15 protein-coding genes are annotated in these 17,095 nt (G+C 71.9%); 9 read left to right on the top strand and 6 right to left on the bottom strand.

Annotation, left to right across the window (positions count from 1 at the left end; genetic code table 11):
• Positions 1 to 6 precede the first annotated feature (6 nt).
• Complete coding sequence (locus ACRAKH_RS34235; protein ID WP_380725089.1) at positions 7 to 1,419, bottom strand: M20/M25/M40 family metallo-hydrolase; 1,413 nt, start codon at positions 1,417 to 1,419, stop codon at positions 7 to 9.
• Positions 1,420 to 1,895: 476 nt separating this feature from the next.
• On the opposite strand from ACRAKH_RS34235, the gene pdhA reads away from it, so the two are divergent.
• Genes pdhA through ACRAKH_RS34220 form a run of 3 tightly spaced genes read left to right on the top strand, consistent with a single transcriptional unit; the run spans position 1,896 to position 5,552 of the window.
• Complete coding sequence (pdhA, locus tag ACRAKH_RS34230) at positions 1,896 to 3,089, top strand: pyruvate dehydrogenase (acetyl-transferring) E1 component subunit alpha (protein WP_380725091.1); 1,194 nt, start codon at positions 1,896 to 1,898, stop codon at positions 3,087 to 3,089.
• Entirely contained in the window at positions 3,089 to 4,111 is a 1,023-nt protein-coding gene (locus ACRAKH_RS34225; protein WP_380725093.1) for an alpha-ketoacid dehydrogenase subunit beta, read from the top strand. Before pdhA ends, ACRAKH_RS34225 begins: the two co-directional genes overlap by 1 nt.
• A gap of 10 nt (positions 4,112 to 4,121) precedes the next feature.
• The gene (locus ACRAKH_RS34220) at positions 4,122 to 5,552 is read left to right on the top strand and encodes a dihydrolipoamide acetyltransferase family protein (RefSeq protein ID WP_447009532.1); all 1,431 of its coding nucleotides are present in this window, start codon (positions 4,122 to 4,124) and stop codon (positions 5,550 to 5,552) included.
• Between the two features lie 48 nt (positions 5,553 to 5,600).
• Here ACRAKH_RS34220 and ACRAKH_RS34215 read toward each other — a convergent pair whose 3' ends face one another.
• The gene (locus ACRAKH_RS34215; protein ID WP_380719020.1) at positions 5,601 to 5,774 is read right to left on the bottom strand and encodes a hypothetical protein; all 174 of its coding nucleotides are present in this window, start codon (positions 5,772 to 5,774) and stop codon (positions 5,601 to 5,603) included.
• A gap of 73 nt (positions 5,775 to 5,847) precedes the next feature.
• Between ACRAKH_RS34215 and ACRAKH_RS34210 the strand changes: the two genes are divergently transcribed.
• The gene (locus ACRAKH_RS34210; RefSeq protein ID WP_380719018.1) at positions 5,848 to 6,756 is read left to right on the top strand and encodes a helix-turn-helix domain-containing protein; all 909 of its coding nucleotides are present in this window, start codon (positions 5,848 to 5,850) and stop codon (positions 6,754 to 6,756) included.
• On the opposite strand, the gene ACRAKH_RS34205 is transcribed toward ACRAKH_RS34210, so the two are convergent.
• Positions 6,757 to 7,128 carry a VOC family protein gene (locus ACRAKH_RS34205; RefSeq protein WP_380719016.1) on the bottom strand — a complete coding sequence of 124 codons (372 nt, stop codon included), beginning with the start codon at positions 7,126 to 7,128 and terminating at the stop codon, positions 6,757 to 6,759. It lies immediately after the preceding gene.
• Between the two features lie 63 nt (positions 7,129 to 7,191).
• Between ACRAKH_RS34205 and ACRAKH_RS34200 the strand changes: the two genes are divergently transcribed.
• Positions 7,192 to 7,404 (top strand): hypothetical protein, encoded by a 213-nt coding sequence (locus tag ACRAKH_RS34200; RefSeq protein ID WP_380719013.1) that lies wholly within the window; start codon positions 7,192 to 7,194, stop codon positions 7,402 to 7,404.
• A gap of 94 nt (positions 7,405 to 7,498) precedes the next feature.
• On the opposite strand, the gene ACRAKH_RS34195 is transcribed toward ACRAKH_RS34200, so the two are convergent.
• The 3 genes from ACRAKH_RS34195 to ACRAKH_RS34185 all read right to left on the bottom strand — a co-directional run bounded on the left by ACRAKH_RS34195 (position 7,499) and on the right by ACRAKH_RS34185 (position 10,391).
• Positions 7,499 to 8,290, bottom strand: a complete 792-nt coding sequence (locus ACRAKH_RS34195) for a DUF2382 domain-containing protein (protein ID WP_380719011.1) — start codon at positions 8,288 to 8,290, stop codon at positions 7,499 to 7,501.
• Between the two features lie 234 nt (positions 8,291 to 8,524).
• Positions 8,525 to 9,739, bottom strand: coding sequence for an acyl-CoA dehydrogenase family protein (locus tag ACRAKH_RS34190; RefSeq protein ID WP_380719009.1), 1,215 nt, complete (start codon positions 9,737 to 9,739; stop codon positions 8,525 to 8,527).
• A gap of 7 nt (positions 9,740 to 9,746) precedes the next feature.
• Positions 9,747 to 10,391 (bottom strand): SCP2 sterol-binding domain-containing protein, encoded by a 645-nt coding sequence (locus ACRAKH_RS34185; RefSeq protein ID WP_380719007.1) that lies wholly within the window; start codon positions 10,389 to 10,391, stop codon positions 9,747 to 9,749.
• Positions 10,392 to 10,490: 99 nt separating this feature from the next.
• Between ACRAKH_RS34185 and ACRAKH_RS34180 the strand changes: the two genes are divergently transcribed.
• The 4 genes from ACRAKH_RS34180 (at position 10,491) to ACRAKH_RS34165 (ending at position 17,062) form a co-directional block, all read left to right on the top strand.
• Positions 10,491 to 11,156, top strand: a complete 666-nt coding sequence (locus ACRAKH_RS34180) for a TetR/AcrR family transcriptional regulator (RefSeq protein ID WP_380719005.1) — start codon at positions 10,491 to 10,493, stop codon at positions 11,154 to 11,156.
• A 149-nt stretch (positions 11,157 to 11,305) separates the two neighbouring features.
• On the top strand, positions 11,306 to 13,267 hold the full coding sequence (locus tag ACRAKH_RS34175) for an FAD/NAD(P)-binding protein (RefSeq protein WP_380719003.1): 1,962 nt from the start codon (positions 11,306 to 11,308) through the stop codon (positions 13,265 to 13,267).
• 23 nt (positions 13,268 to 13,290) lie between these two features.
• A complete protein-coding gene (locus ACRAKH_RS34170) occupies positions 13,291 to 15,576 on the top strand; it encodes an AMP-binding protein (RefSeq protein ID WP_380719001.1) in 2,286 nt (761 codons plus the stop codon).
• Between the two features lie 199 nt (positions 15,577 to 15,775).
• Positions 15,776 to 17,062: an MFS transporter gene (locus ACRAKH_RS34165; protein ID WP_380718999.1), complete on the top strand. Its 1,287-nt coding sequence runs from the start codon at positions 15,776 to 15,778 to the stop codon at positions 17,060 to 17,062.
• Positions 17,063 to 17,095: the final 33 nt, after the last annotated feature.

The following is a 17,095-nucleotide window of genomic DNA, read 5'->3' as shown; positions in this document are numbered from 1 at the left end:
GTCCCGTCAACGGCGCGCGTGCGCGTCCAGCACCACGGCGACGGCCTCGGTGATCCGGGCGGCGTGCGCGAGGTGCAGCCACTCGTCCGGCACGTGGCAGTTGGAGTCCGGCCCGACCGCGCCCGTGACCAGGAACTGGGCTTGCGGGTACGCCTCGTGCAGCAGCCCCATGAACGGGATCGAGCCGCCCAGCGACACCGTCCGCCACGGCGCGTCGAACACCTCCTTGCCGACCCGGTCCAACGTCTCCCGCAGCCACGGCGCCAACTCCGGCGCGTTCCAGCCGTCGGCGAACTCCACGCGTGACAGCTCCACCGACGCCCCGTACGGCACGTCGGTCGTCAACGCCCGCTTCACCGCCTCCATCGCGGCCGCCGAGTCGGCCGTCGGCGGCAGCCGGAAGCTCAGCACCAGCGTGGTGAACGGCCGCAGCACGTTGCCCGCGTCGTCGGGCGACGGCATCCCGTCCGCGCCGGTGATCGACAACGTCGGCCGCCACCCCGCGTTCAGGGCCAGCTCGACCTCGTCGGAGCCCATCGGCTGCGTCCCCGCCGCCCACGGCACGCTCCCGACCAGCACGCCGGGCGCGCTGGCCACCGCCTCGCGCACCTCGGCGATCCGGTTCTCCGGGATCTCCACGTGCATCTCCGGCACCAGCACCTCGCCGGTCGCCGAGTCCTCCAGCCGGTCGAGCAGCTGCCGCGCGATCCGGAACGACGACGGCACGATCCCGCTCGCCATGCCCGAGTGCAGCCCGCTCTCCAGCACCCGCACGGTGACGGTGGCCTGCGCCAGCCCGCGCAGGGACGTGGTCAGCCACATCCGGTCGTAGTCGTTGCCGCCCGAGTCGAGGCACACGACCAGCGACACGTCGCCGAGCCGCGGTCGCAGGTGGTCGAGGTACGCGGGCAGGTCCGGGCTGCCGGACTCCTCGCCGGTCTCCAGCAGCACGACGCACCGCGAGTGCGTGCCGCCGGCTCGCCGGACGCCCTCGATGGCGACGATGGCCGCGTAGCCGGAGTAGCCGTCGTCGGCGGCGCCGCGGCCGTACAGCCGCCCGTCGCGCACGACCGGGGTCCACGGCCCGAGCCCGTCGCCCCAGCCGCCGACCGGCGGCTGCTTGTCCAGGTGCCCGTACAGGAGCACGGTGTCGGAGGTGTCGGCCGTGCCGGGCACGTCGACCAGTAGCACGGGCGTGCGGTCGGGCAGCTGGACGACCTCCACGGTGGCGCCGGGCAGGTCGCGGTCGGCGAGCCAGGCGCGCACGTGCTCCACGGCGGCGGCCAGGTGGCCGTGCGCGGCCCACGCGGGGTCGAAGGCGGGGGAGATCGCGGGCACCGCGACCAAGGCGGACAGGCTCGGGAGGATGTCGTCGTCCCAGAGCCCGCGAACGGTACGGGTCAGCGCTGAACGGTCCACGTCCCGATCCTGTCACGGCCCGCGTGCCCGTCGCCCCTGGTGCGCGGCCCGATCGGCGTGACCGGCGAGGTTTCGCTTGGTGGAAATGGTCTGTCCGGCCGATGGTCGGTAGTCCATCCAACGCAGGGCGTGCCGACGTGGGCCGTTTCGGCCGACGGCACGTGTGCGCAACCCTACGGACGGTGGTTAACGATCGGTAACCGGGACGCGGACGTTCGGTATTCGAACGCTCTACTCGGACTGCCGAAGATTGGCCGTCCAACCGTTACCGCACGTCAGAACGCTGCACAGGAAGTCACGAACTGGGATGGGGCTCACCATGTCGAGTGAGGCCATGTCAGGATGTGGATGAGAACACCGTCAGCGCCGACGGTTGCCCGAGCCCCGACACCCAGGGGACGACGGCGACTGGCGGTGCAGCCGCGCAGTGTCGTCACAAGCGACCGGGCGGCCTCGTAGACGAGGAGACAAGGCGCATGTCGTCCCCCGAGAAATGGACGCACCCAGGGCCGGATGCCGCGCCGGCCACTGCTGCCAAACCGACAGCGGAACAGGTGATCGCAGGCTTGCGAGCGACAGACGAGGGCGGCGCCGACCTGGTGCAGCTGCTCACCCCCGAGGGTGAGCGCGTCCAGCACCCGGACTTCGACATCGACATCACGGGTGAGGAGCTGCGCGGCCTGTACCGCGACATGGTCCTGGTCCGCCGGGTCGACCGCGAGGCGAACGCGCTCCAGCGCAAGGGCCAGCTCGGCATCTGGGTGCCGCTGCTCGGCCAGGAGGCCGCGCAGATCGGCGCCGGCCGGGCGATGCGCCCCGAGGACATGGCGTTCCCGAGCTACCGCGAGCACGGCATCGCGTGGACGCGCGGCGTCAAGCCGACCGAGCTGCTCGGCATCTTCCGCGGCACCGACAACGGCACCTGGGACCCGGTCGCGACCAGGTTCCACCCGTACACGATCGTCATCGGCAACCAGGTGCTCAACGCGGCCGGCTACGCCATGGGCCAGAAGTTCGACGGCAAGGTGGGCGACGCCGACGGCGAGGCCACCATCTGCTTCTTCGGCGACGGCGCGACCAGCCAGGGCGACGTCCACGAGGGCTTCGTCTGGGCCGCCGTCTACGACGCGCCGCTGGTGTTCTTCTGCCAGAACAACCAGTGGGCCATCTCCGAGCCCACCGAGCGCCAGTCCCGGCTCCCGCTCTACCAGCGGGCCCGCGGCTACGGCTTCCCCGGCATCCGGGTCGACGGCAACGACGTGCTCGCCACGCTCGCCGTCACCCGCTGGGCGCTGGAGGAGTGCCGGCAGGGCAACGGCCCGATCCTCATCGAGGCCTTCACCTACCGGATGGACGCGCACACCACGTCCGACGACCCGTCCCGCTACCGGCTCTCCGACGAGCTGGAGCTGTGGAAGCTGAAGGACCCGATCGAGCGCGTCAAGGTCCACCTCGTCAAGCAGCAGTGGGCCGACCAGGCGTTCTTCGAGTCGATCGAGGCCGAGGCCGAGCAGATCGCGATCGAGCTGCGCGACTACTGCGTCAACCTGCCCGACCCGCCCGCCGAGCGGATCTTCAGCGAGGTGTACGCCGAGGGCAACCCCGTCCTGGAGGCGCAGCGCGACGAGTTCCTGGCGTACCACGCCGGTTTCGCGGGAGGTGAGCACTGATGGCTGCTCCGACGATGGACCGCCCCACGTCCGCCGCGCCCGCCGCGGTGCAGACGCTGACCATCGCGAAGGCCCTGAACAACGGCCTGCGCGCGTCGATGGAGGCCAACCCCAAGGTCATCGTGATGGGTGAGGACGTCGGCAAGCTCGGCGGCGTCTTCCGCATCACCGACGGCCTGCAGAAGGACTTCGGCGAGCAGCGCGTGCTGGACACGCCGCTGTCCGAGTCCGGCATCATCGGCACCGCCGTCGGCCTCGCGATCCGCGGCTACCGGCCCGTGTGCGAGATCCAGTTCGACGGGTTCATCTTCCCCGGCTTCGACCAGATCGTGTCGCAGGTCGCCAAGCTGCACTACCGCACCCAGGGCCGGCTGAAGCTGCCCATGGTGATCCGGGTGCCGTTCGGCGGCGGCATCGGCGCGGTTGAGCACCACTCCGAGTCGCCCGAGTCGTACTTCGCGCACACCGCCGGCCTGAAGGTCGTCGCGTGCTCGAACCCGGCCGACGCGTACTGGATGATCCAGCAGGCCATCGACTGCGACGACCCGGTGCTGTTCTTCGAGCCCAAGCGCCGCTACTACGAGAAGGGCGAGGTCGACACGACCGCCGCGCCCGGACCGCTGTTCCGGTCGCGCACCCTCACCACCGGCTCGGACGTCACGATCGTGACGTACGGCCCGTCGGTGCGGACGTCGCTCGACGCCGCCGCCGCGGCCGCCGAGGAGGGGCGTTCGCTGGAGGTCGTCGACCTGCGCACGCTGTCCCCGCTGGACCTCGCGCCGGTGTACGAGTCGGTGCGGCGCACCGGTCGGCTCATCGTGGTGACGGAGGCGCCGAGCGAGTCCTCCATCTCCAGCGAGATCGCGGCCAAGGTGCAGGAGGAGTGCTTCTACTCCCTGCAAGCGCCCGTGCTGCGGGTGACCGGTTTCGACACGCCGTACCCGCCGTCGAAGTTGGAGGAGGAGTTCCTCCCCGACCTCGACCGCGTGCTGCACGCCGTCGACCGCTCGCTGGCCTGGTAGGGGGACGACTGTGCCGCAGTTCAAGCAGTTCCCCATGCCCGACACGGCAGAGGGGCTGACCGAGGCCGAGATCCTCACCTGGCACGTCAAGCCGGGTGACGCGGTGAAGGTCAACCAGATCATCGTCGAGATCGAGACCGCCAAGGCGGCCGTCGAGCTGCCGTGCCCGTGGGACGGCGTGGTGACCGAGCTGCTGGCCGAGGTCGGCCAGACGGTCGAGGTCGGCGTGCCGATCATCACCATCGACGTGGACCCGTCCGGCGCCGCCGCGGCTCCGTCGGCGCCGGCTCCGGCCGCGTCGGCCGCCGCTCCCGCCGAGTCGAACGGCAAGATCGGCGAGGAGATGCCGGGCGGTCGGATCGCGACGCTGGTCGGGTACGGCCCGCGCGCGGGTGCGGCCAAGCGCCGTCCGCGCAAGGACGCCCCGGTCGCCGCCGCCCCGGTCGCCGCCGCTCCGGTCGCCGCCGCTCCGGTCGCCGCTGCCCCGGCTCCCGTTGCCGCCCCGGCCCCGGCTCCTGCCCCCGCCCCGGCTCCGGCTCCTGTCGCCACGCCCGTCGCGACCCCTCCGGGTGGTTACGTGCCGCTGGCCAAGCCGCCGGTGCGGAAGCTGGCCAAGGACCTGGGCGTCGACCTGTACGCCCTGTCGGGCTCGGGCCCGGGTGGCGTGATCACGCGCGAGGACGTCGAAGCGGCCGTCGCCGCGCCGGCGGCCGCGCCGTCACCGTCCACTGCGGACAACGGCACGCGTGAGCGGCGGGTGCCGATCAAGGGCGTCCGCAAGGCGACCGCGCAGGCGATGGTGGACAGCGCGTTCACCGCGCCGCACGTCACGGAGTTCCTGACCGTCGACGTGACGCCGATGATGGAGCTGCGCGCGCGCCTGAAGAACGCGCCGGAGTTCCGCGGCGTCAAGCTCACGCCGCTGGCGTTCGCCGCCAAGGCGGTCGTCCTGGCCGCCCGCCGCACGCCCGACGTCAACGCGACGTGGGACGAGGCGGCGCAGGAGATCGTCTACAAGGACTACGTGCACCTGGGCATCGCCGCCGCGACGCCGCGCGGTCTCGTGGTCCCCAAGGTCCGCGACGCCGACCGCATGTCACTGCGCGAGCTGGCCGTGGCACTGGAAGAGCTGGCCACGACCGCCCGCGACGGCAAGACCACGCCCGCCGACATGATGGGCGGCACGATCACCATCACCAACGTCGGCGTCTTCGGCGTCGACACCGGCACCCCGATCATCAACCCCGGCGAGTCGGCGATCCTCGCCCTGGGCGCGATCCGGGACATGCCGTGGGTGGTGGACGGCCAGGTCGTCCCGCGCAAGGTGTGCCAGCTGGCCCTCAGCTTCGACCACCGCGTGGTCGACGGCCAGCAGGGCTCGCAGTTCCTGGCCGACGTGGGCGCGCTCCTCGCCGACCCCGGCGTGGCGATCACGTACTGACCGGTCGACCGCGAACGGGCCGGCACCCACTCGGGTGCCGGCCCGTTCTCACGGCGGGGTCAGGTCCCGATCCCCGGCCTCGTTGAACAGCTTGGTCCGCTCGCGCTCCTCCTGGCCGAGCGTCAGCACGTGCGCCGCCTCGGTGACCCGCTGCCTGCGGTAGTTGACCGCGAGCGCGACGACACCGCCGAAGCCCGCGACCACCGTCAGACCGATCTTCACTTGCCGGCTGGGCGAGCGGCCGTGCGTTAATCGGGTTGAAGTTCCAGTGACTGGAAAGTTCAGGGTGGTCCCCGTGACGCACTACTCGATCGGCGAACTGGCGCGGATGACCGGGCTGTCCACGCGGACGATCCGGTTCTACTCCGACTCCGGCGTGATCCCCGTGGCGGGGCGCACGGCGGGCGGGTTCCGCACCTACGACGTCGACGGGTTGGCGCGGCTGAAGCTCGTGCGGACCCTGCGCGACCTGGGCGTCGACCTGCCCACCGCGCAACGTGTCCTGGCACGGGAGGTGTCCGTCGCCGAGGTGGCGCGGACGCACGCGGAAGCCATCGACGCGCAGATGCGCACGCTCCGGCTGCGCCGGGCCGTGCTGCGGGTCGTGGCGCGGAACGGGGAGGTGGAGATGGTGCACGAGTTGGCGCGGCTGTCGGAGGAGGAGCGGCAGGCGATCCTCGACGACTTCTTCGACGAGGTGTTCGGCGGGCTCGACCTGGAGCCGAACTTCGAGCAGCACATGAGGTCGGTGCGGGTGGAGCTGCCGGACGACCCGACGCCCGAGCAGCTGGAGGCGTGGATCGAGCTGGCGAACCTGGTGCGGGACCCGGACTTCCGGGCGTCGATCCGGCGGATGTCGGAGCGGCACCAGGAGTTGCGGGCCGAAGGCGCCGACATGTCGCCGAGCACGCCGGCGCAGATGGAGGCGTTCCAGTACGCGTTCGCCCAGGCGCGCGAGGCGTTGGACGCCGGGGTCGACCCGCGTTCGCCGGAGGCGGCGGCCATCGTCGCCAGGATCAACGAGAGGTGGGCGTCGGCGCTGGACGTGCCCGGCGTGGGCCCCGAGCTGTCCCGGCGCATGGAGGAGTTCGGCGACCCGAGGGCCGAGCGCTACTGGCAGCTGATCGCCAAGGTCAACGGCTGGGAGACGCAGATCCCCGACACCACCGCCGAACGGGCGTGGCTGGTCGAAGCGGGGCGCTGACTACTCCCGGACGAGGCAGAACGGGTGGCCGGCGGGATCGGCGAACACGGACCACGCCTCGTGCGAGTCGTCCAGCGACGTCCCGCCCAACCGGAGGACCTCGGCCCTGGCCACGCCGAGGTCCTCCACCCCGACGTCCAGGTGGAACTGCTGCGGCCTGCGCGGATCGGGCCACTCCGGCGCGACGTACTCCGCCACCCGCTGGAAGCACAGCACCGGCCCGCCCTCGACGTGCAACGTGGCCCAGTCGTCGTCCACCGACCACCGCGGGTCCGGCCGATCGACCTCACCGCCGAGAACGCCCTGGTAGAACGTCGCCAGCGCCCTGGGCTCCGGACAGTCGAGCACGACGCACTGCACCACCCCGATCATGCGCCGAGCGTAACCGCGAACCGACCGTGCCGAGGAACGTCGACACGTGGTCGAATGGGACCCGTGATCCCACCCCCCGCACCGGAACCGTCGTTCGACCTGGCCGACCTGGTGGGGAACCCGCCGGACGCCGCCGTGCCCAGGCTGGAGGCGGAGGGCTTCGACGTCCAGGTCGTCAACCAGGACGAGACGAGCTTCGTCACCCTGGACTGGCGCCCCACCCGAATCCGCCTCTTCACCCGCGCCGGTGTCGTCGTGGAGGCGCGGCAGGGTTGAGCGGCGCCCGCCCCACGTGGCCGCAGCCCCGCGGCTCGTCGGCCTCGGGGCTTCGACCACCGGTCACGCGGGTGCGCCGGCGTGCCGTGGACGGTCAGCGCTGGTCGCGGGTGCGGCCCTCGACGTCGCCCTCGGTGTCGATCCGCTCCTTGCGCACCTCTCCGGAGACGGTCTCGGTCTCGGTGACCTGCTCCTTCGCCAGCCTGACCCGCTCCACCGGAACGGCCTCGGTGTCCACGACCGGGCGCTCCTCGTGCAGGGTGACCTCGTGCTCCTCGTCGGAGATGTCAGGACCCGACATCGCCTGCGACCGGTTGCCCTCGGTGATCGGCTCGCGCTCGACGCGGACCTCCTCGCGGGTGACGGGGACGGACACCTGCTCCTGCTCGGTCACCACGTACTTGCGCAGCCGGGCGCGCCCCGCTTCCCGCTGCTCGGTGCCCACGCGCAGGTGCTCCTCGGAGCGGGTCATCGCGTCGTCCGTCGTCGGCCCGGACGTGTCGTGCCCGACGGCCTCACGGCCCGTAGCGCGACGGTCGTCGAAGTCCTCCCGCGTGCGGCCGCCGGTGAGCCCGTAGTGCGAGTACAGGCGCGACTCGTCGTCGCGCTCGATGCGCCCGCTCTCCGGGCTGACGTTCGGGGCGTCCTTGACCTGCGCCTTGTCGAACGGCGTCTCCAGGTCGCCGTCGCCGCGGGGGTGCATCCCCTGCACCGGCACGAACGTCTCGTTCATGCCGAACAGGCCGGTGTGCACGGTGACCCAGCTGGGCCGGCCGTCGTCGTCATCCGTCCACAGCTGACCGACCTTGCCGATCTTGTCGCCGGCGGTGTCGTAGACGGTGCGGCCCGTCCAGTCGCGCATGCCCTCGGTGATTCCACTCGTCATCGTTCCTGCTCCTCTTGCCGGGGTGTCAGATCCCGCGGGCACGCCCACGGTTCAAGGCGATTACCCCGAGCGGGTTAACCAACACATCCTTTCGGGGGTTGATTCGCCGAGGACGAGCCGAGGAGGCGGAACGACAGGGCGCGTCGAGGGGACAGCAGGAGGCGGGGTCCTCCGCGTCCCGAAGACCCCGCCCGCTTTCCCGAGCGGCCTGGGGGAGCGGCCCGGGAGATCAACTCACTTGATGTACATCCCGGAAATGGCCCTGGCCACGACCAACCGCTGGATCTCCGACGTCCCCTCGAAGATGGTGAAGATCTTCGCGTCGCGGTGCATGCGCTCCACCGGGTGCTCGCGCGTGTACCCCGCCCCACCCAGGATGTGGATCGCACGCTCCGTCGCCCACACGGACACCTCGCCCGCCTTGAGCTTCGACATCGACCCCTCGCCCGCCGTGAACGGGACGTTGTTGCGACCCATCCACGCCGCCCGCCACACGAGCAGCCGGGCCGCGTCGATCTCCATCTTCATGTTCGCCAGGTCGAACGCGATCGACTGGTTCTCGATGATCTTGCGGCCGAACGCCTCGCGGTCCTTCGCGTACTCCAGCGCGTACTCGTACGCCGCACGCGCCACGCCCACCGCCATCGCGCCGACGGTGGGGCGGGTGGTCTCGAAGGTCGCCATCGCGGCCTGGCCGCCGGCCTTCTGGCCCTCACGGGCGCGGGCGAGCCTGGCGTCCAGGCGCTCCTTGCCGCCGAGCAGGCACCGGCCGGGCACGCGCACGTCGTCGAAGAACACGTCCGCCGTGTGCGACGCCCGCATCCCGTGCTTCTTGATCTTCCCCGGCGACGACAGGCCGGGCGTCCCCGGCGGCACGATGAAGCCGGCCTGGCCGCGCGCGCCGAGCGCGGGGTCGACGACCGCGGTGACGACGTGGACGTTGGCGATGCCGCCGTTCGTCGCCCACGCCTTCTGGCCGTTGATCACCCACTCGTCCTTCGCCTCGTCGTACACGGCCCGGGTCCGGTACCCGGCGACGTCGGACCCCGCCTGCGGCTCGGACGCGCAGAACGCCGCCAGCTTCGGCTCGTCCTCGGTCCCGAAGCACTCGGGCACCCACTCGGCCAGCTGCTCGGGCGAGCCGGACGCGAAGATGCCCGCCGCGGCGAGCCCCGTGCCCATCAGCGCCAGCGCGATCCCGGCGTCACCCCAGAACAGCTCCTCGGTGGCGATGGGCAGCGACAGGCCGATGGGGTCGGCGAACCAGGTGGCCAGCGCCTCGAACCCGTACAGGCCGATCTTCGCCGCCTCCTGGATCACCGGCCACGGGGTCTCCTCGCGCTCGTCCCACTCGGACGCCGCCGGCCGGATCACGTCCTTCGCGAAGCCGTGCACCCACTCGCGCAGGTCGACCTGGTCCTCGTTCAGCTCCAGCGAAAAACCGCCCATGGTCCCCTCACGCCTTCGGAATGGTGAACAGGCTCATGAACCCGGCCGCGAAACCGAGGTCGCCCTGGACCTTCAGCTTGCCGGTCATGAACAGCACGGGCGCCGACGCGTTGCCGGTCGCGAGCTTCAGGAACTCCACCGGTCCCAACGCGACGGTGGCCCGGGGGTCACGGGTCGCGCCCTTGTTGATCGTGCACCTGGCGTCCTCGATGACGACCTCGTACACGTCGTCGCCGTCGAAGCCGCCGGTCAGGTGGAAGTGGACGACCGCGCGCGTGGCGCCGGCGCGCTCGCTGCGGAAGTGCGCCTCCATGCGCCGGAACACCTCGTCCAGCACGCGCTCGCGCAGCCCCGGCCGGGACGTCACGGCCTCGACCTGGTCCTTCGACGCGCGCGAGATGATCCGCGCGAAGTTCTGCGCGTCCATCTTCGCGAGGTCGAGGTCGGCGCCGCCGTCGGCCAGCGTGCCGAGCACGCCCAGCAGGTCGGCGAACTCGTCCTTGCCGAGCTTCCGGGGGTCGATCCCGCGCGCGATGACGTCGATGTCGAGGTCCTTGAGCGCGGGATCGCCGGGGTCGACCTGCTTGAGCGTCGAGATCAGCTCCCGCGGGCCGAGTTTCGCGACCGCCTCGGTGGTCAGGTCGATGGTCATGTGGCACCTCCGCTACCTACTGGGTGGTAAGTCTACTGGCGAGTAGGTAGGGCGGCAAGGGGCGGGGAGTAATCTTGTCCCAGCCATCCAGGGGGTGTGATGCACGCGAAGCAGCCGGTCCGCTCGGGTCGGGCCAAGAGACTGCCACGAGCGGTGCGCGAACGGCAGATCATGGACGCCGCGGTGGACGTCTTCTCGCGCCTGGGCTTCCACGCCGCGTCGATGGACGAGATCTCCGAGGTCGCGGGCATCTCCAAGCCCATGCTGTACGCCTACCTGGGCTCGAAGGAAGAGCTGTTCGCCACCTGCATCCGCCGCGAGGCGACCCGCATGATGGAGGCGATCGCGAACGGCGTGGAGGCCGAGGAACCGCCGGACGTCCAGCTGTGGAGCGGACTCCGGGCGTTCTTCGGGTTCGTCGGCGAGAACCGCGCGAGCTGGCAGGTGCTGCACCGGCAGGCGTCCTCGCAGGGCGGGCCGTTCGCCCGGGAGCTCGCGGACATGCGCGGCCGGGCGATCAGCCTGGTGGCCGCGCTGCTCGTGCACTCGTCGGACTTCGCCGACGTGCCGCGCGCGGGTGACAAGGAGGCCGAGTCGCTGGCCGCCGCGCTCGTCGGCGCGGGCGAGTCGCTGGCCGACTGGTGGCTCGACAACCCGGACGAGCCGGCCGTCGTCGTGGCCGCGCGCCTGATGAACCTGGTCTGGATGGGGTTCGGCGACCTCGTGGCGGGCGACGTGTGGCGCCCGCCGTCGGGCCGGGGGTAACCCGGGCGAACCGGGCATCTCCTTCTTCGATCCAGACATCGAGGATGTCTTGTTGTGCCCGCTTCGGGCGCGCAATTACCTTCGTCGTGAGCGATTAATCCACCTCGCTTGATATCCGGTGGACATTCGAATTCGACGAAAGGGAACTCGTGTCTGACGCTGCGCTGCGCGCGTATCCGGACGTGGCGATCGTGGGCGCCGGTCCGCGCGGGCTTTCCGTGCTGGAAAGGCTGCTCTTACGGCTGGCCGGGAACACTCCGGCGGACGAGGTGCGGATTTGGGTGTTCGAGCCCGGTGAAGCCGGAGCCGGTCGGATCTGGCGGACTTCCCAGAGCGAGTGGCTGCTGATGAACACCGCCGCGGGCGAGGTGAGCGCGTTCTCGTCGGGCCCCGACGGCGGTCCCACCCGGGCCGGCCACGGTCCGTCGTTCGCCGAGTGGCTCGCCGTCCACCCCGACCCGAAGTGGGCGGCGATCGGCCCGGACGACTACGGCCCCCGCGCCGCCTACGGCCAGTACCTCCGCATGGCTTACGAGAGCATGGTCGAGCACGCGCCGCCGGGCGTGCTGGTCCACCACGTGGCCGAGGCGGCGGTCAACCTGGACCGCCGGGACGGCCGCACGGTGGTCGTCGGCTCGGGCGGGCGCCGGATCGCGGTCGACAAGGTCGTGCTCACCACCGGCCACCCCCGCAACGCGCCGGACGACGAGGAAGCCGCGCTGCTCACGTTCGCCCGGACCCGCCCGCCGCTGCGCTACCTGCGCGGCGACTCGGCGGCCGACATGCCGTTGTCGCTGGTGGAACCCGGTGAGCAGGTGGGCGTCATCGGTCTCGGGCTGACGTTCTTCGACGTGGTGGCCGAGCTGACCCTCGGCCGCGGCGGGCGGTTCGCCGAGGAGGACGGCGAGACGGTCTACCTGCCCAGCGGCCGGGAACCGCGGCTGGTCGCCGGTTCGCGCAGCGGGCTGGTGATGCTCGCCCGCGGCCGCAACCAGAAGGCGCCCACCTACCGCTACCGGCCGGTGATCGCGACCGTCGACGCCATCACGGAGGCCCGGCGCGCCGCGCAGCGGGCGGACGGCTCCGCGCAGCTCGACTTCCAGCGCGACGTCCTGCCCCTGCTGCGCCTGGAGGTCGAGCACGTCTACTACACGACCCACGTGCGCCGCAGGCACGGCGACGAGGCGGCCGGGCTCTTCGCCGCACGCCACCAGGAGCTGCGGCAGCCGCACGACGCCCCGCCCGTGCGGCGGCTGCTCGCCGAGTTCGGCGTGGACGACGTGGAGCCGGTGGACCTGCCGCGGCTGGCGCGGCCGTTCAGCGGCCTGGAGTTCACCGACCCCGGTCACTTCCACGACCACCTGCTGGACCTGCTCGGACGGGACATCGCGCACGCCCGGCAGGGCAACGTCGACAACCCGCTGAAGGCGGCGCTGGACATCCTGCGCGACATCCGCGGCAGCGTCCGCCAGGCCGTCGAGTTCGCCGGGCTGCGCCCCGGCTCGCACCGGGACGACTTCCTGTCCTGGTTCAACCCGATCAACACCATGGTCTCGGCCGGTCCGCCCGCGTCCCGCGTGGCGCAGGCGTGCGCGCTCATCCGCGCCGGCGTGCTCACCGTCGTCGGTCCCGGCACGGAGGTCACGACCGACCCGGACTCCGGCACGTTCGTCCTGCGCTCGAACCAGGTGCGCGGCTCGCGCCGCGAGGTCACCACCCTGGTCGACGCCCGCATTCCGCGGCCCCGGCTCAGCGCCAACACCGACGAGCTGTACGGCAGGCTCCTCGCGGACGGCCTGGTCAGCGAGCACGTCAACACCGACCCGGTCACCGGGCAGCGGTTCGCCGCGGGCGGCATCGCCGTCACCCGCGCGCCGTTCCACGTCGTCGACGCCCTCGGCCGCCCCGACCCGAACCTCTTCGCGCTGGGCATCCCGACCGAGAACACCCGCTGGTTCACCCAGATCGGGAACGGCAGGCCCGGTCCGCTGACCGGTTTCCACGCCGACGCGGACGCGGTGGCCGCCGACATCCTGCGCGCCCGGCGCGCCCTCCAACCCGTCGTCCTCACCGCGCGTTCCACCCGGACGCCGTCGCCGGTCGCCGGCTGACCCCCACCAGGAAGGACATCGCCGTGCCCACCTCGCCGACCGAGCGCTTCCGCGCCGCCCGCGACCTCCTGCTCAGCCTGCACGACGACCACGACGAGGCCTGCGCCAAGTTCACCTGGCCCCACTTCGACGAGTTCAACTGGGCGCTCGACTGGTTCGACGCCGTCGCCCGCGGCAACGACCGCACCGCGCTGCACGCGATCCGCGGCCAGGCCGAGGAGCGGCTCAGCTACGCCGAGCTGTCCGAGCGGTCGAGCCGGCTCGCCAACGGCCTGCGCGCCGCCGGCGTGGCCCGCGGCGACGTGCTGCTCGTCGTGCTCGACAACCAGGTCGCCGTCTGGGAGGCGCTGCTGGCCGCGATGAAGCTCGGGGCGGTCGTCGTCCCGACCTTCACCACGGTGTCCGCGGCCGACCTGGCCGACCGGGTGGAACGCGCCGCCGTGCGGCACGTCATCACCACCGCCGAGCTGACGCCCCGGTTCGCCGGCCTGCCCGACCACGTCACGCGGATCAGCGTCGGCGGCCCGGTCGCCGGCTGGCTGGACTACGACGACCTGCGCTCGGCGTCCGCCGACTTCGTGCCGGACGGCCCGACCCGCGCCGAGGACCCGCTGTTCCTCTACTTCACGTCCGGCACCACGTCGAGGCCGAAGCTGGTGCCCCACACCCACGTCAGCTACCCGGTCGGGCACCTGTCCGGCATGTACTGGAACGGCGTGCGGCCGGGCGACGTGCACCTGAACGTCTCGGCGCCGGGCTGGGCCAAGCACGCGTGGAGCAGCTTCTTCGTGCCCTTCAACGCCGAGGCGACGTTGTTGAGCGTCACCGCGGACACGACCGAGGAACTGCTCGACCACATGGTGCGCCACCGCGTCACCACGTTCTGCGCGCCGCCGACCGCGTGGCGGATGCTCATCCAGCACGACCTGCGCCGCTGGCCGGTCCGGCTGCGGGAGGCGGGCAGCGTCGGCGAGCCGCTGAACCCCGAGGTGGTGGAGCGGGTCCGCGACGCGTGGGGCGTGACCGTCCGGGACGGCTACGGCCAGACCGAGACGACGGCGCAGATCGGCAACACCCCGACCCTGCCGGTGCGCCCCGGCTCGATGGGCAAGCCGCTGCCGGGCTACGAGATCGTGCTGGTCGACCCGAACACCGGCGCGGTGGGCGACGAGGGCGAGATCTGCGTGGCGCTGTCGCCGGACCGGCCGGTGGGCGTGATGCCCGGTTACGTCGGCGACGACGAGAAGAACGCGCGGACGTTCGCGGGCGGCTACTACCACACCGGCGACATCGGGCGCCGTGACGAGGACGGCTACCTGCACTACGTCGGGCGCACGGACGACGTGTTCAAGTCGTTCGACCACCGCATCTCGCCGTTCGAGCTGGAGAGCGTGCTGCTGGAGCACGAGGCGGTGGCCGAGGCCGCCGTGGTGCCCGCGCCCGACCCGGTGGGCCTCGTGGTGCCCAAGGCGTACGTGGCGCTGGTGGCGGGCGAGACGCCGTCGGCCGACACGGCCCGCCGCATCCTCGACCACGCCCGGGCGAACCTCGCGCCGCACCAGTGGGTGCGCCGCCTCGAGTTCGCCGTCCTGCCGAAGACCACCTCGGGGAAGATCCGCCGCGCCGAGCTGCGCGCCCGTGACGTCGAACGGGCCGCCGGCGTGGAGTTCGCCGAGGTCGAGTACCTGGCCGACGACCTGCCCGCGGGCAGCGCCCCCGGCATCGGCCGCGCCGCCGAAACCCCGGTCGTGACGACCACCGGGACCCCGGTCGTGACGACCACCGAGACCTCCGTCGTGACGACCGCCGACATCCCCGTCCAGACCACTGCCGACACCCGCACCGAATCCGACAATTCCCTGAGGAGCAAGGACATGCGCGACATCAAGGTCTACCACTCCCTGTTCGACGGCGGCCTGCACAACGGGCAGATCGCGTGGGAGGAGTACGTGCAGCCGGGCCGCAACGCGGTGGACGTCGAGTGGCTGTACACCCAGGCGGAGACGGGTCCGGCCGGCGCGGAGGCGTACATCGCGCACTTCAAGCCCGGCTCGCACGGCGACCTGCACGAGCACCTGGGCTTCGAGGTGCTGCTGATCCTGGAGGGCGAGCTGCACAACGACAACGGCGACCGCTACCCGGCGGGCACGCTGTTCGTCGAGAAGCCGGAGAGCATCCACCAGGTCTCCAGCCCGACCGGCTGCTTCGCGCTGGTGATCCGGGAGAAGGGCACCCGCCGCATCATCGACGACCCGGTCGAGGGCGCGCAGTCCGCCTCGGTGTCGGCGGACTCCGTCTCTGCCGGCTGACCCCCGCGCACCGCGATTTCCCCACGGGCCTCCCGTCCGTGGGGAGATCCCCCTCCCCCCTCACGGCCGTGGGGCCCCACACCCCACGGCCGTGATCCCCCTTGCCGAGCTGTCCCCTTCAACGCCATCATGTAACGGGTTCAACCCGTTACATGCGCCCGCCGGAGCTGTCGGTTCCGCACGAAGACCAGGAGAAGCGATGTCCCAGACCCAGGACCGGCCGGCGCTCGCGCCACCGCCCACGACCGAGGTCGTGATCGGCCGGACCGGAAAGCCGCACTCGCCCCGCTACCGGTGGGGCATCCTCGGGATCGGCATCTTCGCCCAGGCCGCGTTCAGCGCCACGTTCCAGGGCATCCCGACCTCGGGGTCCATCCTCCAGGCCGCCTACGGCTACTCGCTGTCCGAGCTCGGCCTGGTGCTCGCCGCCGTGACCGCGGGCATCTTCATCACCGACGTGTTCTGGGGCATCCTGTCCGACCGCATCGGCGAGCGGAAGGTGCTGATCGTCGGCCTCTCCGGCACGACGCTGACCCTCGCGTACGTCACCGCGTTCCTGGTGCCGAGCGCGGACGTGGCGCCCGCCGCCTGGGCCCTGGCCGTCGTGCTGTTCCTGTCCGGGGCGCTCGGCGGCTGCGTCAACGGCGCGTCGGGCCGCGCGGTCATGGGCTGGTTCCCGCCGGACAAGCGGGGTTTCGCGATCAGCCTGCGGGTGGCCGCGGTGCCGGCCGGTGGCGCGCTGGGCGCGGCGATCATGCCGACGCTCGCCGTCGGCGCCGGTTTCCGCTGGGTGTTCCTGTTCCTGACGCTGTTCATGGCGGCCGCGACGATCGCCGTGATCGCGTGGCTGGACGAGCCGCCGCTGGCCCGCACCAAGGCGTCCGACGGCGTGGCCGCGACGACGTTGCCGAACCCGTTGGTGCGCTGGGACATCTGGCGCGTCGCGATCGTGGCGTTCCTGCTGGACCTGCCGCAGTTCACCGTGCTGACGTTCGGCTCGGTGTTCCTCACCTCCGTCATGGGGCTGCCGATCGAGGGCGTCGTGGTGGCGCTCGTCGTCGTGCAGGTGCTCGGCGGCGCGTCCCGCGTGTGGAGCGGCCGGTGGACCGACCAGCGCGGCGGCCGGTACCGGCGCACGCTGGTCCGCGTCTACAGCTGGCTGATCGCCGCGGCCTTCGTCGGCGTGGCGCTGCACGAGGTCGCGCCCGGCTGGCTGGTGGTCGGCCTGTTCGTCGCGGCCGGGTTCCTGGCCTGCGGCTGGCACGGCGTGCACTACGCGGAGATCGCCACGATGGCGGGCGCCGAGCGTTCCGGCACGGCGCTGGGACTGGAGAACACCATGGTCTTCGGCGGCGCGTTCGTCACGCCGCTGCTTATCCCGCTGGTGCTCGCGGCGTCGTCGTGGCCGGTGGTGATGGTGCTGGTCGGCGCGGTGCCGGCGGTAGCCTCGGCCTTGTTGATGCCCCGCGAGCAGCCGGTCCGCTGACCCGGTCCGCCGGGACGCCGGCTTCGAGGAGGA

Source organism: Saccharothrix hoggarensis, from assembly GCF_052936025.1.
Note: the sequence above shows the minus strand (reverse complement) of the source record. Positions and strands in the feature narration are given on the sequence as shown.